The organism is Bacillus sp. FSL R5-0447, from assembly GCF_038606125.1.
Classification (GTDB): Bacteria; Bacillota; Bacilli; order Bacillales; family Bacillaceae; genus Bacillus; species Bacillus velezensis.
Genome location: NZ_CP152012.1, coordinates 3,835,558 through 3,857,000, shown reverse-complemented (window position 1 = coordinate 3,857,000; position 21,443 = coordinate 3,835,558). Strand labels below are relative to the sequence as shown.

20 protein-coding genes and 2 pseudogenes are annotated in these 21,443 nt (G+C 46.0%); 14 read left to right on the top strand and 8 right to left on the bottom strand.

What is annotated here, in order from left to right:
- The first annotated feature begins 180 nt into the window (after positions 1-180).
- From NYE68_RS19350 to NYE68_RS19315, 8 genes and pseudogenes are all read left to right on the top strand, one after another.
- On the top strand, positions 181-1,506 hold the full coding sequence (locus NYE68_RS19350; protein WP_014419067.1) for a UDP-glucose/GDP-mannose dehydrogenase family protein: 1,326 nt from the start codon (positions 181-183) through the stop codon (positions 1,504-1,506).
- 63 nt (positions 1,507-1,569) lie between these two features.
- Positions 1,570-2,358 (top strand): YwqG family protein, encoded by a 789-nt coding sequence (locus tag NYE68_RS19345; protein ID WP_342493987.1) that lies wholly within the window; start codon positions 1,570-1,572, stop codon positions 2,356-2,358.
- Positions 2,359-2,637: 279 nt separating this feature from the next.
- A complete protein-coding gene (locus NYE68_RS19340) occupies positions 2,638-3,072 on the top strand; it encodes a DUF5082 family protein (RefSeq protein ID WP_015418385.1) in 435 nt (144 codons plus the stop codon).
- Positions 3,072-3,332, top strand: a complete 261-nt coding sequence (locus NYE68_RS19335; protein WP_007614257.1) for a YwqI/YxiC family protein — start codon at positions 3,072-3,074, stop codon at positions 3,330-3,332. The genes NYE68_RS19340 and NYE68_RS19335 overlap by 1 nt, the downstream gene beginning before the upstream one ends.
- Positions 3,333-3,351: 19 nt before the next feature.
- Positions 3,352-5,160, top strand: a complete 1,809-nt coding sequence (gene ywqJ, locus NYE68_RS19330; protein ID WP_324636329.1) for an LXG family T7SS effector putative deaminase YwqJ — start codon at positions 3,352-3,354, stop codon at positions 5,158-5,160.
- The gene (locus NYE68_RS19325; protein ID WP_324636330.1) at positions 5,150-5,614 is read left to right on the top strand and encodes a toxin-antitoxin system YwqK family antitoxin; all 465 of its coding nucleotides are present in this window, start codon (positions 5,150-5,152) and stop codon (positions 5,612-5,614) included. The genes ywqJ and NYE68_RS19325 overlap by 11 nt, the downstream gene beginning before the upstream one ends.
- A gap of 9 nt (positions 5,615-5,623) precedes the next feature.
- On the top strand, positions 5,624-6,340 hold the full coding sequence (locus NYE68_RS19320) for an endonuclease V (RefSeq protein WP_324636331.1): 717 nt from the start codon (positions 5,624-5,626) through the stop codon (positions 6,338-6,340).
- A gap of 253 nt (positions 6,341-6,593) precedes the next feature.
- Positions 6,594-7,939: pseudogene (locus NYE68_RS19315) on the top strand (IS1182 family transposase).
- A 129-nt stretch (positions 7,940-8,068) separates the two neighbouring features.
- Here NYE68_RS19315 and chrA read toward each other — a convergent pair.
- The 3 genes from chrA to NYE68_RS19300 are packed head-to-tail and all read right to left on the bottom strand — an operon-like array spanning position 8,069 to position 9,682.
- Positions 8,069-8,605 carry a chromate resistance efflux protein ChrA gene (gene chrA / locus NYE68_RS19310; protein WP_015418373.1) on the bottom strand — a complete coding sequence of 179 codons (537 nt, stop codon included), beginning with the start codon at positions 8,603-8,605 and terminating at the stop codon, positions 8,069-8,071.
- Positions 8,602-9,192: a chromate efflux transporter subunit ChrB gene (chrB, locus tag NYE68_RS19305; protein ID WP_015418372.1), complete on the bottom strand. Its 591-nt coding sequence runs from the start codon at positions 9,190-9,192 to the stop codon at positions 8,602-8,604. The genes chrA and chrB overlap by 4 nt, the downstream gene beginning before the upstream one ends.
- A gap of 13 nt (positions 9,193-9,205) precedes the next feature.
- Complete coding sequence (locus tag NYE68_RS19300; RefSeq protein ID WP_007407537.1) at positions 9,206-9,682, bottom strand: Lrp/AsnC family transcriptional regulator; 477 nt, start codon at positions 9,680-9,682, stop codon at positions 9,206-9,208.
- 207 nt (positions 9,683-9,889) lie between these two features.
- Between NYE68_RS19300 and ggt the strand changes: the two genes are divergently transcribed.
- A complete protein-coding gene (ggt, locus tag NYE68_RS19295) occupies positions 9,890-11,467 on the top strand; it encodes a gamma-glutamyltransferase (protein ID WP_095284720.1) in 1,578 nt (525 codons plus the stop codon).
- Positions 11,468-11,477: 10 nt separating this feature from the next.
- Here ggt and NYE68_RS19290 read toward each other — a convergent pair.
- The 3 genes and pseudogenes from NYE68_RS19290 to NYE68_RS19280 form a co-directional block, all read right to left on the bottom strand.
- Positions 11,478-11,776 (bottom strand): annotated as a pseudogene (locus NYE68_RS19290) (hypothetical protein); the annotation flags it as partial.
- Between the two features lie 164 nt (positions 11,777-11,940).
- A complete protein-coding gene (locus tag NYE68_RS19285) occupies positions 11,941-12,561 on the bottom strand; it encodes a flavin reductase family protein (RefSeq protein WP_012118614.1) in 621 nt (206 codons plus the stop codon).
- A gap of 156 nt (positions 12,562-12,717) precedes the next feature.
- A complete protein-coding gene (locus NYE68_RS19280; RefSeq protein ID WP_033574417.1) occupies positions 12,718-13,251 on the bottom strand; it encodes a hypothetical protein in 534 nt (177 codons plus the stop codon).
- 140 nt (positions 13,252-13,391) lie between these two features.
- Here NYE68_RS19280 and NYE68_RS19275 point away from each other — a divergent pair, with 140 nt between their 5' ends.
- The 3 genes from NYE68_RS19275 to NYE68_RS19265 all read left to right on the top strand — a co-directional run bounded on the left by NYE68_RS19275 (position 13,392) and on the right by NYE68_RS19265 (position 16,210).
- Entirely contained in the window at positions 13,392-14,486 is a 1,095-nt protein-coding gene (locus NYE68_RS19275; protein WP_064115309.1) for a CotH kinase family protein, read from the top strand.
- A gap of 122 nt (positions 14,487-14,608) precedes the next feature.
- A complete protein-coding gene (locus NYE68_RS19270) occupies positions 14,609-15,502 on the top strand; it encodes a hypothetical protein (RefSeq protein WP_007614229.1) in 894 nt (297 codons plus the stop codon).
- A 33-nt stretch (positions 15,503-15,535) separates the two neighbouring features.
- The gene (locus NYE68_RS19265; protein WP_007407530.1) at positions 15,536-16,210 is read left to right on the top strand and encodes a hypothetical protein; all 675 of its coding nucleotides are present in this window, start codon (positions 15,536-15,538) and stop codon (positions 16,208-16,210) included.
- A gap of 48 nt (positions 16,211-16,258) precedes the next feature.
- On the opposite strand, the gene NYE68_RS19260 is transcribed toward NYE68_RS19265, so the two are convergent.
- Together NYE68_RS19260 and alsR are read right to left on the bottom strand one after the other, a co-directional pair.
- Positions 16,259-17,590 carry an arsenic transporter gene (locus NYE68_RS19260; protein WP_015418370.1) on the bottom strand — a complete coding sequence of 444 codons (1,332 nt, stop codon included), beginning with the start codon at positions 17,588-17,590 and terminating at the stop codon, positions 16,259-16,261.
- 194 nt (positions 17,591-17,784) lie between these two features.
- Positions 17,785-18,693 carry an acetoin biosynthesis transcriptional regulator AlsR gene (gene alsR, locus NYE68_RS19255; RefSeq protein ID WP_007407528.1) on the bottom strand — a complete coding sequence of 303 codons (909 nt, stop codon included), beginning with the start codon at positions 18,691-18,693 and terminating at the stop codon, positions 17,785-17,787.
- Positions 18,694-18,849: 156 nt separating this feature from the next.
- Here alsR and alsS point away from each other — a divergent pair, with 156 nt between their 5' ends.
- Together alsS and budA are read left to right on the top strand one after the other, a co-directional pair.
- Positions 18,850-20,562 carry an acetolactate synthase AlsS gene (gene alsS, locus NYE68_RS19250; protein ID WP_032860108.1) on the top strand — a complete coding sequence of 571 codons (1,713 nt, stop codon included), beginning with the start codon at positions 18,850-18,852 and terminating at the stop codon, positions 20,560-20,562.
- Between the two features lie 60 nt (positions 20,563-20,622).
- Positions 20,623-21,390 (top strand): acetolactate decarboxylase, encoded by a 768-nt coding sequence (gene budA / locus NYE68_RS19245; RefSeq protein WP_064115310.1) that lies wholly within the window; start codon positions 20,623-20,625, stop codon positions 21,388-21,390.
- The last annotated feature ends 53 nt before the right edge of the window (positions 21,391-21,443 follow it).

Sequence of the window (21,443 nt, the reverse complement as noted above, 5' to 3'; positions counted from 1 at the left end):
TAAATGAAGCGTAAGCGGCTGTTTTGCAAGATGATTCTTTTATGCTTATGCTATTATCAGCGGCCGGCGCCGTTTTTTCCTATCATGACCTCAGGCTTCCGGCATTCAGCCGGCGCCGGGATCATATGATAATAACGGTAAGCTGCCCAGCAGCAATTTCTAAACGGTTGGGGGAACACGATGAAAATAACAGTGATCGGAACAGGCTACGTCGGTCTTGTGACAGGAGTGTCTCTTTCAGAAATCGGCCATGACGTAACATGCATAGATATTGACGAACGTAAGGTTGAGCAGATGAGAAAGGGATTGTCCCCTATCTTTGAACCGGGCCTTGAAGATATGATGAAACGAAATATCGGCCGGCATCGGCTGGCATTCGAAACGAGCTACGAAAAAGGGCTTGCGGAAGCGGACGTTATTTTTATAGCGGTCGGAACGCCGCAAAAAGAAGACGGGCACGCAAACCTTACTTATATTGAAAATGTCGCCGAACGGATTGCCGAACATATTTCTAAAGATGCGATCGTCGTGACAAAAAGCACGGTTCCCGTGGGAACGAATGACAGGATCAGAGAAGTTATTCATTCACGGCTGAAAGCGGACGTGAACATTTCAATCGCCTCGAATCCGGAATTTCTCCGTGAAGGTTCGGCGATTCACGATACCTTTCACGGCGACCGCATCGTGATCGGGGCTGAAGACCGGCAGACGCGGGAAACGCTTGACCGGGTTTTCGCGCCGCTTGCGATTCCGGTATATCATACGGACATCAGAAGCGCTGAGATGATCAAATATGCGTCAAACGCATTTTTAGCGGCAAAAATCAGTTTTATTAATGAAATTTCTCATATATGTGAAAAAGTCGGTGCGGATGTGGAATCAGTCGCACACGGAATGGGATTGGATAAACGGATCGGCAATCAATTCTTAAGAGCCGGCATCGGTTACGGCGGTTCCTGTTTTCCGAAGGATACAAACGCCCTCGTGCAGATCGCGGGACATGTGGAGCATGATTTTGAATTGCTGAAGTCCGTCATTAAAGTCAACAATAACCAGCAGTCCATGCTGGTTGATAAAGTGCTGAACAGGCTCGGCGGTGTGACGGGGAAGACCATCGCGTTATTAGGGCTGTCTTTTAAGCCGAATACAGATGATATGCGGGATGCCCCGTCCATTGTCATTGCGGATCGTCTGGCGGCTCTTGACGCCCGGATGACAGCGTACGATCCGATCGCTTCATTCCGGGCTTCCGGACTGCTTCCGGCTGCGGTTTCCTATCGGGAGTCCATAGAAGAAGCCGTCAGGGGAGCGGATGCCGTCCTGATTCTGACAGATTGGGAACAAATTAAACACTTCCCGCTTGAAGCGTACAAAGAGCTGATGGAAACCCCGGTTATTTTCGACGGGAGAAACTGCCACTCGCTTGAGGAAGCGGAACAGGCGGGCGTGGAATATATCTCAATCGGAAGAAGAGCCGTCGTGCCTCAGACTGATTCTGTCACTTGAAAGGCCGGCGGACCGCGCCGGCCTTTTATCATACAATCATTAGAGACGAAGGGGATATTAATCGTGGAAAACACATGGAAATTGCCGAAGCAAATGGAATCATCCCGCGGTCTGCTGGAAACGTCAGCACGGCCTTTTATCAAACTGCACGTCAAAAAAGCTGAAACGGGGCGGTGTGACAGTAAAATTGCCGGAGACCCCTATTTTCCGAAACATGAACCATATCCTAAAGATGAAAGCGGCAGGCCGATGAAGCTTCTCGCTCAAATCAATTTTGCGGATATGCCCGGACTCCCTGATTTTCCGGACACCGGCATTCTTCAGTTTTACATATCGGTCAGTGATGACGTATACGGTCTGAATTTTGACGACGGGTGCGCGCAAACGGGTTTCTGCGTCAAATATTTTGAACATGTGACAGCAGAAGAAGCGGAGCTCATGGATGATTTTTCTTTCGTTCAGGTTGAAGAGGAGTACGATTTTCCGATTCAATCAGAAGCGCTGATCACCCCTGAGCTGTCTGCTGAATGGGTGCTCCCGTCTGATTTTCAATTCAGGCAGTATGCCGGGATGGATGCCTTTGACTATTTCGAGCAGTTTGACGATGAGGTGTATGACGAATATACGGCGAACGCATTCGGCCATAAAATCGGCGGCTATGCGTCCTTCACCCAGGAAGATCCGCGGTCTTATTCTCATCAAAACCATACGATTCTGCTTTTGCAAATTGATTCAGATGATGACATTGATTCGATGTGGGGAGATGTGGGAATCGCCAATTTCTTTATCAGACCGGAAGATTTGAAGAAAAAAGATTTCTCAAACGTTTTGTACAACTGGGACTGCAGTTAACGACAGTATGATGATCATGATACAAGGCAAAGGAGACGGTTAATCACTGTCTCCTTTTTTTAGGGAATTTATCATGGATACATAGAGGAGATCGATGAATGGATATGCCGTTTATGTGAGTCTTTTGGCGTTAATGATGAGCATCTCGGCTGTTGAAAATAAGCCATTTAACCTATTTAAGCTGCTTTCTGTCTATTTTAAAATATAATATATGGAAATATAGTATGGAAAAGTCTGTGCTTTTTGTACGACTTTTTGCGTAAGACGAGGTGAAAACAGATGAGCCATTCAAGCACATTAAGCCATATTAACAGCACGATCAGCCATAAACTGGGCGAGGTTGAACACCAAATTGATAAATTAAAAGAAGCGAAAAGAGAGATAGAATCTCTGCAGGAAGAGGGCGTATCTGAAATCAGGGACATCCTGAGGCCGCACCTGGACCATCATTGGACCGGCACTTTTGCTGAAGAATTTGATGACCGGCGCGATCAGGCCCATACAGAAGCATACAGAATCGTCACAGACAAATACGACGGTTATATTTACCGAATCGGCTTAAAGATGACACAGCTTGAAATTGAAAAAGGAGGGCTCCTTGCCGCCAGAAGCATCGCGAGAGAGGCAGAGCACCTGCTGACGCTGGGAGAAGAAGCCCTTGACACGGTCGGAGAAAAAATACAATCAATCAAAAAAAGCTGGAGTTGGTTTTAATGGCAGAAATAAAACTCAAATACGGAGCTGTCATGAAGCAGCTTGAATCCGTCAGCAGCGCTTTGGAGGCCGTCTCGATCGGGAACGCCGGTTCAAACGGAAAAAACAAGCTCGACTATACCTCCAAGTACCAATCCCGCGAGGCAAAGCTTGTATCGATGATCAGCGAATACAAGCAGGCCGTTCATAAGAATATCGCGGACGTTAAAGACAACGTAGATTCTTTGAAAGAACAGGACGAGGCGATCGCCGTAAAATAACGAAAGAAAGGACTTGCCGATGAGCAAAGTGTTTGAATCACAATCGTTAACGGACGAAGCAGATAAGAGAAAGAAACAATACGAAGCCCTTGAAGAGCAGCTGCGTGCGCTCAAACAAGCCTTTCAAGGCGTGGCCGATCTGGGTGATGCTTTGAAAGGGAAAGGCGCAGACAATATAAAAGATTTTTTTCAGGGACAAGCGGAAATCGCCGATAGCTGGCTGACGCTTGTCTCTGCTCAAATTGCGTTTTTAAATGGCATTTCAGGTGACATTAAAGATCAAGAACTCAGCGATACATATGTGGAGACTTCATTTTTGGAGCATGAGCTGCCCAACGCGGATTTGAAAGCTTCAGAGATTGTCTCCGCTCATAAAGCAGAAATCGATTCAATTTTGTCAGGCATCAGCGATATTATTCATCTCGACACATATACGCTGGATGATTACGCTGATAAAATGGGCGATGCCCAGAAAACCAGACGTGACACGATCACGGCAGTCGATACGCTTGATGAATCCCTGACCGCTGAATATCAAAACTTAGAATCTCTGGACAACGCCGTGCTCAGCAAATATTCCGTTCTCATGCAGGCCACCAGCAACGGGAAAAGCGCATCCCCTATGTACTATGACAAAAAAGCCTTCCACAGCAATGAAATCTACAAAAGCGTCACGGCGACAGAAAAACAGGGAACGGACTATATTGACGCAAAAGCCCAGCAGGCCGAAGCAAGACGGCTTCAGGAAAAGGCTGAAGAAGAAGCCAATAAACCATGGTACGAAAAAACATGGGACGGCATCTGCAACTTTACCGGCGAAGTCACCGGCTATTATGATTATAAAAGAGCAGCCGAAGGCGTTGATCCGGTGACCGGAGAAAAGCTCTCCACCGCAGAACGCGTCACAGCAGGAGCGATGGCCGCCGCCGGATTCATACCGGTCGTCGGCTGGGCGGGCCGCGCTTTCAAAGGCGGAAAAGCCATTTACAAAACCGGAAAAACCGTCATTGCCGCAGAACATGCTTTAGATGCCTATAAAACCGGAAAATCCTTAGACATTCTCAAAATGACAGAAATGGGCGCATACGGCCTTGTCGCCTCAAACGGATTCTCAGAAGCCGTCACAGGCAGAGATATGTTCGGAAACAAAGTGTCCGAGGAGAAGCGGAAGCAAGGGGCGCTGGAAGCTATTAATATGATTGGTGGAGCAGGATTGGCACACTACTTTGATCGGTTGTACCAAAAAAATGCTCCATATGTCAATAAAGTGGCTAATGAAAGCCTTAGTAGCAATATTGCTAAGACTAGTGAAGAAAAACAAACTAGGCTTCAATATTTAAGAAATAAGCATGGTGTATTGTCTAAAGAAGATCTTCACCATCGAATAAATCTAAGAGCAGAAGTGTTAAACGAACTTAATAAAATTAAATCATCTGGTTTAACTAAAAAACAAAGAGGTCCTGCGGTAGCGGGTGTATTGGACAAAAAAACAGGCAAGTATTATTTTGGAATTAACAATATAGATGGGGAGCCACCTAAGATACTACATCCACTTATTCATGATAGAATCGTAAATATGCCTGTAGAACTTAAGGAAGGTTATATAAAAACATCAGGGGCTGGTTCTCATGCCGAAGTTAATGCGCTAAATGAAGCATTACTACAAAGACCTGATGCGGAATTAAAAGAATTAATGGTATACGTAGTAAGTGCGAGGAAAATAAATAAAAAGATGCCAGAAGGTGTTCCAATGCCTAGATGTCCACATTGTGAATATATCACTCAAAATACAAATTATATACCGGAGGCTTTAAAGTATGGAAAATGAATATGATATGAAGAATATAAAAGAAATAGGAGTGGACTTTGAGGATTTATGGTTCTCTTCGGTCAGTGATGAGATACTAGATAATCCTGAAGACGAAAATGGCCAGCCGTTTACAGGGCTGGCTTACGAATTATATCCAAATGGACAAATCATCTATTTTACTAAATATAAGAATGGGCTGGCTCATGGTTTAACAAGTGAATTTTATGAAAACGGGAATAAAAAAAGTGAAAAAGAATATAGATATGGGCAATTGCATGGTAAAAGTATAATTTGGTTTGAAAATGGAAGAAAAAAAAGTGAGCAACAGTATGAGCATTCCATACTAATTTGCGAAAAGAGTTGGGATGAAGAAGGCAATCTATTAAATCAGTATGAGCTAGATACAAGTAGTGCTCACTTTGAAATACTAGAATCGAGAAGAGAGACTCACATTAATTTAGGTCGAGAGTGATCAATCGTTATGAAATTATTTGATGTGCATTATTTTGATATGAAAAAGGAACAAGATTTTTTACAGGTCCAATTTAACCTTCAAAATCGTATCAACCTATCCCCCGTCATCCATCCAGACTCCGTCAACACATGCGCAGGCGTCGACCTCGCTTATTGGGATCAGGACGGGGAACCGTACGGCGTATGCAGTATCATCGTGATTGACGCTGATACAAAAGAAGTGATTGAAAAAGTGCACAGCATGGGGAAAATCAGCGTGCCGTATGTTTCCGGTTTTCTTGCGTTTCGCGAGCTGCCGCTGATCATCGAAGCGGCCGAAAAGCTGGAGGCGGAGCCGGATGTGTTTTTGTTTGATGGCAACGGGTATCTGCATTACAATCATATGGGCGTTGCCACCCATGCGGCTTTTTTTCTGGGTAAGCCGACGATTGGGATTGCGAAAACCTATCTCAAAATCAAAGGCTGCGATTTTGAGATGCCCGAAAATGAAGTCGGCGCCTACACCGATATTCTCATTGACGGCGAGGTATATGGCCGGGCGCTGCGGACACGGCGGGACGTGAAGCCTATCTTCTTGTCATGCGGACATAACATTGATTTAGAAAGCAGCTATCAGATCACAATGAAAATGATCAATCGAGAAAGCAGGCTGCCGATCCCTGTCCGTCTGGCTGACCTTGAAACGCATGTTTTGCGAACGTTTTATCGGAAAAATCACGTGTAACACTTGCAGTCCGGGAGGCTGCAAATGTTTTTTATTGATCAGGCCATCTGGGAGGATGACAGGAACCACATGTAAGAAGCATAGACGAAGAAACACTTATCTATATCGAACAACATATCGGGACTGAAACAAAAAGCACCTGTCCAGGTGCTCAGGCTGTCGAGAAAATCTCGACAGCCTTTGTTTTTTCTTAAAATATCCATTCTCCTGTAATAAAATAAAAGAAAGATTTCAAAAGGACGGTGTCTTTCTCATGTTCCACACAAGAAATTCTTCTCAAAACACAGCCGAATTTGTTCTGCTTGACCAACTCGTCGAAAAGGATCACCTGCTTCGAAAAATTGATCAGTACATAAACTTTTCTTTCATCATTGAAAAGGTCAAACCTTACTACAGCGAAAATAAAGGCCGCCCCTCACTTGATCCGCTGATTTTATTCAAAATGATGTTTATCGGATACCTCTACGGTATCCGTTCAGAAAGACAGCTGGAAAAAGAAATTTACTACAATATGGGGTACAGATGGTTTCTGGGATTAAACATCAATGATCCGGTTCCGCATCACTCCACCATCAGCTGGAACAGACGCACTCGCTTCAAAAATACAACCATCTTCCAAGACATTTTTGATGAGATCGTTCTTCAGGCCATCAATCATGATATGGTGGGCGGGCGTGTCTTATTCACTGATTCCACTCACCTAAAAGCCAATGCCAACAAGCACAAATACACAAGAAAAACGATTGAACAAGATACACAAAACTATATCAGGGATTTAAATGAAGCCATTCAAGAGGATCGGGAGGAACACGGAAAAAAGCCGTTAAAAGTCAAAGAGGAGGTGAAAGCTGAAAAAGAAATCCGACACAGCACAACCGACCCGGAAAGTGGATATCTGTATCGTGAAAATAAACCGGAGGGTTTCTTTTACTTAGATCACAGAACAACGGATATGAAATATAACATTATTACCGATGCCTATGTAACTCCGGGCAATGTCCATGATTCTATGCCTTATCTTGATCGATTAGATCACCAAATCGCCCGATTTGATTTTCAAGTAGAAGCCGTCGCTCTTGATTCTTAACAACTCCCATCTGTAAAGGCCTATTTGATCGCCGTATCTTTGGTGTCATCGCACATAGACGTTATCACCCTGTCAGGGGCTTGTTTCCAAAATGGAAATTTCATTATGACAGTGAACAAGACAGGTACATTTGTCCGAATCAGCAAACACTTACGTACTCAACAACTGACCGCAAAGGCTACCGGTCATATAAGTCAAATTCTGAAACATGTTCCTTATGCCCGCTGCTTGAGAAATGCACAAAATCAAAGAATCGTCAGAAAGTCATCACCCGGCATGTATGGGAAGACCACAAAGAAAAGGTCAGACAAAATCGCTTGTCTGTTTCAGGGAAAACCCTCTACAAAAAAAGAAAAGAAAAAATAGAGCGAAGCTTTGCAGATTCAAAACAGCTGCATGGGCTTCGCTATTGCAGGTTGAGGGGAAAACAAAATGTGAGCGAACAAGTTCTCCTCACAGCCGCATGTCAAAACATGAAGAAGATTGCCACATACCTAGCCAAGCAGGGCTAGGTATGCGGGAGCTCTTTTTCGGTTTCTAGAAACAGGTGAATTGGGTATGAAAATGCATAAAAAACAAAAAAGCTTGTAGAAAAAACATGGTTTTCTCTACAAGCTGAGCACCTGTCCAGGTGCTTTTCTTTATAAATGAGGAACCACAAGACCTCCATACAAAAACGCCGCGATAATCAGGAAGGCCGGATGCATCTTAAATTTTGTCAAGGCAAGGAGGGAAATCCCAGCAATCACTATCGCTTGAACCCAGCCGATCGCTTTGATGCCGTCTGCGCCGATTTGCCAGGTAAGAATGAGCATCATGACGGCGATGACAGGCTGGACGGACAGCGTCATGCCTTTGATGACGGGGGATTGGCGGAAGCGCTGAATGATGCGCAAGAGGACGATCAATGCGAGCGCCGACGGTACGACGGTGGCGATCAGCGCAATCAGGAACCCGGGCCACCCGCCTGCGCTGTAGCCGACATACGCCGCGATTTTGGTTGCGATCGGGCCCGGCAATGCGTTCGCAAGCGCGAGCATATTTGAGAATTGATCGTTTGAGAGCCAGCTGTATCTGTTGACGACTTCTTCAAACATCAGCGGGATCGACGCCGGTCCGCCGCCATATCCGAGCACGTTTGCGACAAAAAACGCCATAAATACATAAATCATGATCATGAGGCCGACATTCCTTTATCTTTTGAACGTTTATTTGTGATTTTATCTTTCAATTTAAAATGAAACGCGCCGTACGCTAAGAAAATGATAATGACAAAGCCGGGATTGATCTGCAGCGTTTGCAGGCCGATAAAAGCGATGATAAAAAATAGGATGCCCGTGACCCAGCCGAAACCTTTAAGCGCTTTTTGGCCAAACTCGTACGCCATAATGCCGAGCATGACGGCGATTACCGGCGTGACGGCGCCAATCATGCCGGCAACAATTGCTGAGTGGCTTAAGACATTGACAGCCGCAAACAAGCCTACCATAGCAAGACATGTAGGCAGAATATGGGCAAGGGTTGCCACGATTGCGCCTAACGTGCCTTTCAGCTTAAAGCCCAGATACGCAGCCATTTTTGTGGCAATCGGTCCGGGAAGCGCATTAGCGATTGCTAATATTTCTCCGAATTCATCATCATCTATCCATTTGTATTTATTGACGGCTTCATGGCGGATGAGCGGGATCACCGACGGGCCGCCCCCGAATCCGAAAATGCCCGTTCGGACCATCGCCGCCGTAATGTCCCAATAGGGATGTTTCATGGCTATGTCCTCCTTACAGCTTCATGCCCGTTCTGCTTTTATACCGTTTAATCAGCATTTGGCAGTCGACGCTGACGACGCCTTTTTGCGTATAGAGCCGTTTTGTCAAAAACTCTTCCATCTCCTGATCATTTGCGAAAATGCCGTGCATATGGAGCTTGCTCGGTCCGGTCATATGATAAAGGCTTGTCACGGCCGGCTCCTTTTCAAGCTTTAATGCGGTTTCCTCCAAATACTGCGGCTCCACCTCCACATTAAAAAACACGGACACATGGCGGCCGATTTTCGCCGGGTTGATGACAGCGGTGAATTTTTCAATCACACCGGCATCCAGTAAATGCTGAATGCGGTGCTGAACCGCCACTCGCGACAGGTTAACCCGCTTTCCTACGTCTGTATAGGAAATCCTCCCTTCCTCGTGCAAAATCGAAAGAATCTGTTTATCCGTTTCATCAAGGACAAGATTCGGAATGCTGTATTCATGTTCCAATCCGCTTCACCTTCCTTCATTTGGTAGACATTATTGTATCATGAAACGTTACGGTATGAAGGGAGAAATTTTTTATTGTTTTCGATACGTAATGACTTAGAATTATTTCTTATCGAAAAGTAAATAGTGTGTGAGATTTTCTTTCAGGAATGTGGATGGCCGCGAAGCCGCTTTTTATACTTGAGAAAATTTGTAAAGGGGCTTGCCATGAATACTTCAACCATCGGAACGAAACAAATGGTCGTCAGTCCGCATTATCTCGCTTCTCAGGCGGGGGCCGGCATTCTGGAAAAGGGCGGAAACGCATTTGACGCGGCAGTGGCGGTCAGCGCCTGTCTGGCAGTCGTGTATCCGCATATGACGGGTCTTGGCGGGGATTCATTTTGGCTCACTTACCATAAAGAAACGGGACGAATCAAAGCTTATAACGGGAGCGGCCGTTCAGGGAAGCATGTGACGAGAGACTTGTATCGGGGCAGAGAAGCGATCCCTCTGCGCGGGACAGAAAGCGCCATTACCGTTCCGGGAATGGCGGACAGCTGGGATGCCGTGCTTTCGGCGTACGGGCGTCTTTCGCTCGCTGAGGTGCTGAAGCCAGCTCTTGATTATGCGGCAAACGGATTTCCGGTGTCCGCCGACCAATGCGCCCACACAGAACGCAATCTCGCTCTTTTAGCCTCGACGCCTTACACCTCGGCCATTTTTACGAGAAACAAAAAAGCGCCCATGCCCGGTGAACGGTTTGTCCAAAAGGATCTGGCGGCCAGCTTGGAGCAGCTTGCCCAGAAAGGCAGAAGCGCTTTTTATGAAGGAGACCTCGCTCAACGCATCACATCCTTTCTGCAAAACAACGGCAGCTGTCTGACACTTGATGACTTTAAAGCCCACCGCGGCGAGTGGACGAACCCGGTATCCTCCGATTACCGCGGGTGCAAAATCTATCAGGCTCCGCCGAATTCACAGGGCTTTACAGGCTTAATGACGCTCAATATATTGGAAAACTATGATTTTTCTCAGATCGAACACGGTTCCTTTGACTATTATCATCTGCTGATCGAGGCGCTGAAGAAGAGTTTTCAGCACCGGAATGAAGTGCTGACTGATCCGGCATTTTCTCATATTCCGCTGGATCGGCTGCTTGATAAACGGTATGCAAAGCAGCTTGCGGAAGAAATCGGTAACGTGGCTGCGCCGGCGGTAAGCCGGCCGGTCGGAAGCGACACAGCTTATGCCGCCGTCGCCGATGCAGAAGGAAATGCCGTTTCCTTTATTCAGAGCCTCTATTTCGAGTTCGGATCTGCCGTTACAGCGGGGGAGACGGGCATTTTGCTGCAAAACCGCGGGTCATTTTTTTCGCTGGACGGATCCCATGTCAATACACTTGAACCCTGCAAGCGGACGTTCCACACCCTCATGCCGGCGATGACCTGTAAAGAAGGAAAGCCGCACATCCTGTACGGAACCCAGGGAGGAGAAGGCCAGCCGCAAACTCAGACAGCGATGATTACGCGCATCATTGATTACAAAATGGACCCCCAGCAGGCGATCAATGAGCCGCGCTGGGTCTGGGGACGGACATGGGGAGAGGAGTATGAAGGGCTGAGGGTTGAAAGCAGAATCAGCCCTGAAACGAGAGAAGCCCTAAGGCAGAGCGGCCACCGCGTCGAGACCGTTGGTGATTTTGACGGGCTTATGGGCCATGCGGCAGCGATCGTCATTGATGAAGAAGGCTTTCTCCAAGGCGGGGCCGACCCGCGCGGCGACGGAGCGGCCGCAGGAGTATAGAGCTACGCTGACTGATGAAAAAAATAAGCACGCCAAGCGCGGCAGAAAGACCCGCGTAAAACGAATCGTACACATATTGCTTTTCCTCCCGCCGGTGCCGCCATTCCATTAAGCCGCTGCAGAAAAATAGCATGAAAACAACTCCTGCAAATCCGTACATTTCATTGAAAAAAGTCACCGCTGCGATGCCCGTAATAAGCAGTGTGATTTCGATTAATCGATATTGAGAACTTTGGCGGCAAATACTTGAAACATAAGGCTGAGCAAAATAAATACGGCTGAAAAAATCAGTAACTGAATGAAATCCATCGTCTGCCTCCTAAAAATGTGTCACTCGTTTCATACGAGTGAGGGCCTTGTAAGTTTCGGCATTCTATAAGACATTAGGCTGAGTTACATGGTAAAAAACTCAAAAAGACCCCTTTTGAACGGGGTCTTTTTGACTAGTTTCTTCTATTATAATGGTTCCTGCTTCAGGTCGGGCGGACAAGTGTATATGTCTTCCCGAGTCTGGCGTATTCATTCCCCGCGAGCCTTGCCGCAGGCTTCAGCTCATCTGTCCGTATGTAGCCTTTATCGGCGTCATATACTTGGTCATTCAAATGAAAACAAACGACTCTGCCGATGATGAGGTCTGTCGTCGTTTCTCCGCTGTCATTTTGGAACGGAAGATGGCGTTCGAGTATACATTCAAACCTGACTTTTGCTTCTTTTATACCGGGAACGCTGATGCAAGCGCTGTCTGTCACAGAAAGGTCTGTCATGCCAAGCTCACTGACATCAGGATCAAGCCTTGCCGCCGTTTTGTTAATGTCTTCAATAATGGACTCATCACTGACGTGCACCACGAATTCCCGATGAGCGAGTGCGTTTCTCGCGGTGTCTTTCTGCCGACCGTCCGCGCGGCTGACTGAGATGGCCAGAAGCGGCGGTTCTGCGGAGACAACGTTATAGAAACTGAAGGGCGCCGCGTTTACGGCGCCGTTGATGGATGACCGCGTCGTGACAAATGCGATCGGCCGGGGAACGACTGTGCCCGAAAGCAATTTGTAAGTGTCTTTTGCGTTCAGTTCGTCTGCTCGTAAGATATGCATGATTTCGGCCGCCTTTCTTTATCGTATGACCTGATTATACAGAAAGAAAATTCGGAAACACAACAAAAGAAAACCGGCTGCATATCTTATCACGTGGCATATATCTGATTGAGGAAAAAGGCTTCCGTTTAGCCGGCAGCCTATTTACGAATGGTGTTACTTGTAGTTTTTCTTTACAACCCAGATGTTCCCGTCTTTCCAGTACTCTGTTTTGCTGCAGTAATCGTCTTTTTTGCAAGGGTCTTTTTTATGAGGACGATAAGGTTTTTTCTGCGTGCGTTTTTTCTTGCGGCGGCATGATTTTTTGTGGCTGCGAGATTTTTTGTGAGACCGGCATGATTTTTTACGGCTGCGAGATTTTTTGTGAGAGCGGGATTTTTTATGGCTGCGAGATTTTTTGTGAGAACGGGACTTTTTATGGCTGCGAGATTTTTTGTGAGAACGGGATTTTTTATGGCTGCGAGATCTTTTGTGAGAGCGGCACGATTTTTTATGACTGCGAGATTTTTTGTGAGAGCGGCACGATTTTTTATGACTGCGAGATTTTTTGTGAGAGCGGCATGATTTTTTACGGCTGCGAGATTTTCTCTTCTTACTGCTTTTTGGTTCTTGGTACAAATAATCTTCCAATCCCTCGGTGCTTGCGGATTTTACTGCTTCTTCGATATCAGAATGGGAATAGTGGCCCATTTTGAAACCTCCTCATGATATATGTTTTAAGGATGCGATCCTTACTACCACATAGTACGCATGAATGAAAAAAGTGTATGTGTGATTCGCTGAGTTTTATATAAAAAGCACAGCCTAAATTAATACAGGGAGGTTTACTGATGAAAGACCAATCAACATTGCCTCTATACCAGCTGTTTATTCACCCGAAAGACTTAATGGAGCTGAAAAAAGACATTTGGGATGATGATCCGGTGCCCGCGGTGCTGAGAGTGAAACAAAAAAGGCTTGACATTGATCTGGCGTACCGCGGCTCGCATATAAGAGATTTCAAGAAAAAATCGTATCACATCGCTTTTTATTCGCCGAAAACATTTCGCAGGGCGAAAGAGATACATTTAAACGCTGAATACAAAGATCCGTCGATGATGCGGAATAAGCTGTCTCTCGATTTCTTCGCGGAGCTTGGGACGCTGTCACCAAAGGCGAATTTCGTAACCCTGCAAATCAATGGCAGACATGAGGGGGTGTATCTTGAGCTGGAGTCAGTGGATGAATATTTTCTGGCGAAACGGAATTTGGCGGACGGCGCTGTTTTTTACGCGGTTGATGACGACGCCAATTTCTCCCTCGTCAGTGATCTGGAGCGGGATACGAAAACATCGCTCGAACTTGGTTATGAAAAGAAAACGGGAACGAAAGAAGACGATTTATACTTGCAGGATATGATCTATAAAATTAATACCGTTCCGAAGTCAGAGTTCAAGGGGGAGATCGTCAAACACTTGGACGCCGATAAGTATTTGAGGTGGCTTGCGGGCATCGTGTTTACCTCAAACTACGATGGATTTGTTCATAATTACGCTTTATACCGGAATCATGAAACGGGACTTTTTGAAGTCATTCCGTGGGATTACGATGCGACGTGGGGAAGAGACATTCATGGTGATCGGATGGAGGCCGATTATGTCAGAATACAAGGGTTTAATACCTTGACTGCAAGGCTTCTGGATGAACCGTATTTCCGCAAAGCGTACAAACGGCTTTTGGAAGAGACGCTTCAGACGCGGTTTACCATTGAACATATGAAGCCGAAGGTCATGTCACTGTATGAGCAGATCAGGCCGCATGTCGCGAAGGATCCATATAAGAAAGAAGAGATTGATTGCTTTGACCGGGAGCCTGAAGTGATTTGCGAATACATTAAGGAGCGGTCAGCCTTCATCAGCAGTGAGTTAGAGCGGTGGAATATCTGATTTGGAAATGAAGAAAGATTTTTTACAAATAGGCTGGTGAATCAGTTCCCGAAAATAATCGTGATACGTATATATGCATTATGCTTTTTACATTATGAGAAAAATGACTAGGAGGACAATAGATGAAACGCAATACGAAGCGGCAGCGGTCTGATGACAACTTTTTGCATGCGATGGAAGGAAAAGTAATTACTGTCTACCGGGGAGGCCCGGAGTCCAAGACAGGGAGATTAGCAGACATTCAATCGGATTATATCGCTCTTCAGGTTGATAATAAAATCGTTTATTATCAATGGAAACACGTGAAAAGTGTGACGGAAAATACGAGTGAAACCGTATCGCCGGCCGAAGCGGCAGAATGTGAAAAAGCTGATGATTTTCAAGATCTGATCAGCCGGATGACCAATCGCACGGTGCAATTGAATCAGGGAGGTCCGGAATCGAAAAGAGGAAAGCTTCACGAAACAGGGGATGATTTTCTCGTGCTGGAAACGGAAGATGACGGAATCGTATATTTTAACGCCGATCATGTCAAAAGCATCAGCGCGGAACAAGAAGAGGACGGCCAAGAGGAGGAGCGCCCGGAATTTGAAATGGCTGATGATTTTCACGGCATATTTAAACGCCTGATCCACAAATGGGTATCCATCAACCGCGGAGGTCCTGAAGCCGTTGAAGGTATACTTGTGGATAATTCCGACGGCCACTACACTCTTGTGAAAGATAAAGAAGTGCTGCGGATCTATCCTTTTCATATCAAGAGCATCAGCGAAGGGGCAAAAGGAGCAGCTAAAAAAGAGGAGAATAAAGACGACGAGAATAAAGGTGAGAAAGAGAGCGCCGAAGAAGAAAAGCCGCATGAGGAAGAATCACGCGAAGAGCAGCGTACTTCCTCTAAAAAGTCGAAAAGATCGTCAAGATCCGTTCGATCTTCAAAAAGGGAGGAAGAGAACTCTTATAGCTATGCCACTGTATTAAGGACAATAGATTATCGGTGGAAACACGGCCGTAAATGATTGGTCCGTAAACGCGGGAGAGGGGGGAATGAAATGGCTGGATTAAGCAGATTTCTGGATAAACAAGTCGATATTGAGATATCGGGGAATACGACATTTTCAGGAACTCTTTTGGATATCGGTCAGGATATCATTGTGATTCATGACGGCCGGACGTTTCTTTATATTCCGCTGCTGCACCTTCAGAGGATGACATTGACGCTCCCGGACGAAGAGAATAAAGAACCGTACGCAAGAAAAAAAAGTCCGCATCCCGAAAAACAGGAACATTCCTTTTCTTACCGGAATACCCTCCAGCATATAAAAGGCAGATTCACAGAAATATTTGTTACGGGAGACCGTTCCATTCATGGGTATGTGACAAGTGTTTTAAATGATTATTTTGTTTTCTTCTCTCCGGTTTATAAGACTCTTTTCATCTCGATGCATCATTTGAAATGGCTGACACCCTATTCCGATGAGCAGACGCCGTATACATTAAACAGTTCAGAGCTGCCGGTTGTTCCCGCTAATGTGCCCCTCGTCCGGAATTTTGAGGAGCAATTAAAAAGATATATCGGGAAGCTGATTATTCTGGATTTAGGAGATATACCGAATAAAGTCGGGCTGTTACAGGATGTCTCAGATAATATTCTTGAATTGACCAATGCAGACGGAGATACTGTTTTTTGGAAATTGAATCATTTAAAAACCATGCACCTGCCATAAATGATAAAACTGCCTCTCTTATACAGCAGGCAGTTTTTTTCATCAGGGCTAAAGGTAAATCCAACTGATCCAAACATATAAAACGGTAATGGTAAACACGACGGTGAGAGGGACAACGATAATGGTCGTTTTGATATATTCTGACCAAGAAACTTTTTCGCCGTGCTGTCTGATGATATGCATCCAGATCAGCGTGGCTAATGTCCCGATCGGCAGAAGCAATGATCCGATATCACTGCCGATAATATTAGCCAAATAAATGATTTTTACGGTTAATGGGTCGATGGACATTTCAGTTAAGGTCAAAGTGCTGATCATTAAGGCGGGATGGTTATTGAACAAATTAGAGAGGACGGATGTAGCGATGCCCATAATAGATGCGGCGTGGGCAATGCTTTGTGAGACATAAGGCTCAATAGACTGAACAAGCAGCGCCGTCAGTCCGATATTATGCAGTCCGTAGATGATAATGTACATCGTGAAGGCAAAAATAAAGATATGCCAAGGCGCTTTCCTTAATAAGTCTGCCGGTCCGATTTTTAAATAAATCCATCTCCAGCCAAGCAGGATGACTGAACTGATGACAGCCACGAGCGAAACGGATATGCCGTTGTAAGAAGCTGCAAACAGACTGATCCGGACGAACAATACAAATGCCAAAACACAAAACATGATGTTCGTACGGCTGTTTTGGGTCGGGTCCGGCGGAGGCTGAAGCGGGTGATATCGTTTGTGTTCCAGCGAGTCAAAATGAACCGGAATATCGGGGAGCTGTTTCGGCAAACGGCGGTAAAAAACGGCAAACAGCAGAAAGGCCATAAACACCAGTCCCAGCGTGCCGGGGATAAACATCATATTGGTGTACAAATAAAGGTCCATGCCTATCATTTTGAGAGAAATTAAATTGACGATATTACTGACGCCGATCGGGGTGCTTGCCGCCGTCGCAATTAATACGCCGCTTATTAAATACGGTGTTTTTTGATGTCTTTTAAGTCCGAGATATTGTAAGACCAATAGTAAAATAGGAGTGGTGATTAAGACGCTGCCGTCATTATTCAGAAAGAGCGTCATTGAAAAACAGAGCAGGTTGGTCAGCCAAAAAAGCCGGATGCCCGATCCCTTGGCGCGGTGAAGCAGTTTGGCCGCCGCCCAGTTAAAAAAACCGAAGCTTTCCAGCGCGATCGCCATAATCATTGTGGAGATAATGGTGATTGATGCTCCGGTGACTTTTGACCCTATATCCCCCAAATCATGAAAGGAAACGGTTCCGCATAACAAAACGAGAATGGCGCCCAGCGACGCCGGAACGGCTTCATTTAATCCCCCGGGTCTCCAAAAGATAAAAATAATGGTCACAAAGAAAGAAATCAGGGTCAAAATGACGGTAATATGTGTAATGTGTTCTGCCTCCTTTTAGATGGGTCATTGCCGCCCCGTTATTTTTATCCCTCCTGATCAGTTGTACTGTATGTATACGGGTACAGGTCGTAAGGTGTACTGAGCGTTTCTACCAATTTAGTAAAATTCCATAAAAGCACAAAAAAAGAGGCTGCTTTCGGCGGCCCTCTTTTTTATGCATTTTCCTTATCCGCCTGCAATAAAGCCTGGCGTTTATTCATAATATCCAGAAAATGTTTCAGAATCGGATTTTGATTATCCTTGCGGTAGGCAATGACCCATTCGGCAGTGAGCTGCACCTGATTAATGCCGCGGTAGGCGACTTCGAGATTAAACAGCTTTTTAGCAGAAGAAGGCACGAAGGTTACACCGATACCGGCACTAACCAATCCGATCACCATTTGATACTCCGTCGCTTCCTGAACGATTTTCGGTTTGAAGCCCGCCTGCTCGCAGTAGTTTACAAACTCTAGATATAAAGTCGGCCATGTTTCTTTCGACAGTGTGATAATCGGTTCATTTTTTAAATCCTGAATGTCGATTGTCTGTTTAGCGGTAAGCGGGTGCTGCTTTGGCAAAGCCAGAATGCACGGGCTGCTCTGCACCTTTTCCATATGTAACGCGGAATGCTGTAAAGGCGGATGAAGGATGCCGATATCAATGTTCCCCTTCAGAAGTTCTTCCTGCTGTCTGAAAGAAGAAATTTCACGCAGATCAAGCTTGACGGAGGGGAATTTTTCGCGGAATTCCCGAATGATCGGCGGCAGAAATTCATATGTGGCCGAGCCGACAAAACCGACGACAAGGCGGCCGAGCTCTCCCCGCGCCGTTCTCTGCGCCATTTCAATCGCTTTGTCTATTTCTTCGATCGCGTTTCTGCTGTGTTTTAAAAAACTTTCTCCGGCAGCTGAAAGCTCTACAACCCGTTTCGTGCGCTTTAATAAGGTCACGCCGACTTCCTTCTCAAGCTGTTTGATCTGCTGGCTGAGAGGCGGCTGTGTCATATTTAACCGAAGCGCAGCTTTGCCGAAATGAAGTTCTTCGGCAACGGCAATAAAGTATTGAAGATGGCGAAGCTCCATCCTTATCCATTCCTTTCTCTTTGTTAATTATTCGTGAAACATATTAATCATACGGCGAATTGATATTGGAGGTCAATTTCCAAAGAGTGTATAGTGAATAATATCACAAATTACTTAAAATTTTATATTTAATATGCATAATAAGGAGTGAGGGTGTTGGCAAAAGCAACAAATGAACTAAAAACCTCTGAAAAAAATCGGGGGGCGGAGCTTGTTGTTGATTGCTTAGTGGAGCAAGGTGTCACACATGTTTTTGGCATTCCGGGTGCAAAAATTGATGCAGTATTTGATGCGTTAAAAGATAAAGGACCTGAACTGGTTTTATGCCGTCACGAACAGAACGCTGCATTTATGGCTGCGGCTGTCGGAAGACTGACTGGAAAACCAGGCGTTTGTCTCGTTACTTCAGGCCCGGGGGCATCCAACTTGGCGACCGGCTTGTTAACGGCTAATACAGAAGGTGATCCGGTAGTGGCGCTGGCGGGTAACGTAATTCGCGCAGACCGGTTAAAACGGACACACCAATCATTGGACAATGCGGCGCTATTTCAGCCGATTACAAAATACAGTGTAGAAGTACAGGAAACAGGGAATATACCAGAAGCGGTAACAAACGCCTTCAGGGCAGCGTCAGCAGGTCAGGCAGGCGCGGCTTTCGTGAGCTTTCCGCAGGATGTTGTGAATGAAATCACAAATGTGAAAAACGTACGCAGCGTGCCGGCGCCGAAACAAGGCCCTGCACCGGAAGAAGCGGTCAGCGCGGCTATCGCGAAAATCCAGACGGCGAAACTTCCCGTTCTGTTAGTCGGCATGAAAGGCGGAAGACCGGAGGCGGTAAAACAAATCCGCAAACTGCTTGCCAAAACAAAACTGCCTTTCGTAGAAACGTACCAAGGGGCCGGCACATTGTCCAGAGAGCTGGAAGACCAATATTTCGGCCGGATCGGACTGTTCCGCAACCAGCCGGGCGATCTTCTGCTTGAACAGGCGGATGTCGTATTAACGATCGGTTATGATCCGATTGAATACGATCCGAAGTTCTGGAACGTAAACGGTGACCGTGCTATTATCCATCTTGACGAAATTCAGGCCGATATTGATCATGCCTATCAGCCGGAATTAGAATTATTAGGCGATATCGCCGCTACGGTTAAACAAATTGAACACGACGCTGTGACATTTGATATGGGCAGCCGTGAACAAGAAGTGCTGAGCGAATTAAAACAGATGCTCACAGACAGCGAGAAGGCGCCAAGCGACCATAAATCCGACAGAGTGCATCCTCTGCAAATCGTCCAAGAACTGCGCAATGCAATTGATGACGACGTAACCGTCACTTGCGATATCGGTTCTCACGCGATCTGGATGTCCCGCTACTTCCGCGCTTATGAGCCGCTGAAACTGTTGATCAGCAACGGCATGCAGACATTAGGCGTAGCGCTTCCTTGGGCGATTGCCGCCACATTGGTGAATCCGGGTGAAAAAGTCGTATCCGTTTCAGGAGACGGAGGATTCCTGTTCTCTGCAATGGAATTGGAAACGGCAGTCCGCTTAAAAGCGCCGATCGTTCACCTTGTATGGAATGACAGCACATATGATATGGTCGCATTCCAGCAAATGAAAAAATATAACCGTACATCATGCGTAGATTTCGGAAACATTGACATCGTAAAATATGCAGAAAGCTTCGGCGCCACCGGCTTGCGCGTTGAGTCACCGGAACAGCTGGCAGACGTGCTGCAAAAAGGCTTGAACACAGAAGGCCCTGTCATCATTGACATTCCTGTCGATTACAGTGACAATGTCCATTTATCAAGCGACATGCTTCCGAAGCAATTCAAAGAAAAAATGAAAGCAAAAGCTCTCTAGCACTCTGCGCACCATGACCTGTTTTCTAAAACAGCCCAATTTAAAAGGAGTGAAGGGAATATGAAAAACGCAAGCGACATCCATATGATGAGCCGCGGAGAAAAAGGCTCACCTGAGGATCAGATCTATCAAGTCTCAACAATGACATCTCTGCTGGACGGAGTATATGACGGAGATTTTGATATGGCTGACATTCCGAAGTTCGGTGATTTCGGAATCGGCACGTTCAACAAACTGGACGGCGAATTAATCGGATTTGACGGAGAATTTTACCGTCTGCGCGGCGACGGAACGGCTACGCCTGTTAAAGGCGGAGACCTGTCACCATTCTGCTCATTCACATTTTTCACGCCTGATATGACGCATACGATCGAGGGCGAAATGACCCGTGAAGAATTCGAGCAGGAAATCGCCAGCCTTCTGCCTAGTAAAAACTTATTTTATGCGATCCGTTTAGACGGCGTATTTAAAAAGGTGCAGACAAGAACGGTAGAACGCCAGGAGAAACCGTACGTTCCGATGATCGAAGCGGTGAAAACACAGCCTGTGTTCAACTTTGACGACATTCAGGGTACAATCGCCGGCTTCTGGACGCCGGGTTACGCAAACGGCATCGCTGTTTCCGGATACCACCTGCACTTCATTGATGAAGGACGCAATTCCGGGGGACACGTGTTTGACTATGTCATTAAAGATTGTAAAGTGACCATTTCTCAAAAAATGAATATGAACCTCAAGCTTCCGAATACGGCGGACTTTTTCAACGCAAATTTAGATAATCCGAATTTTGCGAAGGATATCGAAACAACCGAAGGAAGCCCGGAATAAATTAAAAAAGAAAGCCCCATTTTTCTCGGGGGCTTTCTTTTTATTTGGCTGAA

Excerpts from the sequence above, each read along its gene's own strand:
- chrB (WP_015418372.1), bottom strand. The coding sequence starts at position 9,192 with ATGAAACATCCCTATTGGGACATTACGGCGGCGATGGTCCGAACGGGC.
- NYE68_RS19325 (WP_324636330.1), top strand. The coding sequence starts at position 5,150 with ATGGAAAATGAATATGATATGAAGAATATAAAAGAAATAGGAGTGGAC.
- NYE68_RS19285 (WP_012118614.1), bottom strand. The coding sequence starts at position 12,561 with ATGCATATCTTACGAGCAGACGAACTGAACGCAAAAGACACTTACAAA.
- NYE68_RS19350 (WP_014419067.1), top strand. The coding sequence starts at position 181 with ATGAAAATAACAGTGATCGGAACAGGCTACGTCGGTCTTGTGACAGGA.
- ywqJ (WP_324636329.1), top strand. The coding sequence starts at position 3,352 with ATGAGCAAAGTGTTTGAATCACAATCGTTAACGGACGAAGCAGATAAG.
- NYE68_RS19320 (WP_324636331.1), top strand. The coding sequence starts at position 5,624 with ATGAAATTATTTGATGTGCATTATTTTGATATGAAAAAGGAACAAGAT.
- NYE68_RS19335 (WP_007614257.1), top strand. The coding sequence starts at position 3,072 with ATGGCAGAAATAAAACTCAAATACGGAGCTGTCATGAAGCAGCTTGAA.
- alsR (WP_007407528.1), bottom strand. The coding sequence starts at position 18,693 with ATGGAGCTTCGCCATCTTCAATACTTTATTGCCGTTGCCGAAGAACTT.
- NYE68_RS19270 (WP_007614229.1), top strand. The coding sequence starts at position 14,609 with ATGAAACGCAATACGAAGCGGCAGCGGTCTGATGACAACTTTTTGCAT.
- budA (WP_064115310.1), top strand. The coding sequence starts at position 20,623 with ATGAAAAACGCAAGCGACATCCATATGATGAGCCGCGGAGAAAAAGGC.
- chrA (WP_015418373.1), bottom strand. The coding sequence starts at position 8,605 with ATGATCATGATTTATGTATTTATGGCGTTTTTTGTCGCAAACGTGCTC.
- NYE68_RS19265 (WP_007407530.1), top strand. The coding sequence starts at position 15,536 with ATGGCTGGATTAAGCAGATTTCTGGATAAACAAGTCGATATTGAGATA.
- NYE68_RS19275 (WP_064115309.1), top strand. The coding sequence starts at position 13,392 with ATGAAAGACCAATCAACATTGCCTCTATACCAGCTGTTTATTCACCCG.
- ggt (WP_095284720.1), top strand. The coding sequence starts at position 9,890 with ATGAATACTTCAACCATCGGAACGAAACAAATGGTCGTCAGTCCGCAT.
- NYE68_RS19280 (WP_033574417.1), bottom strand. The coding sequence starts at position 13,251 with ATGGGCCACTATTCCCATTCTGATATCGAAGAAGCAGTAAAATCCGCA.
- NYE68_RS19340 (WP_015418385.1), top strand. The coding sequence starts at position 2,638 with ATGAGCCATTCAAGCACATTAAGCCATATTAACAGCACGATCAGCCAT.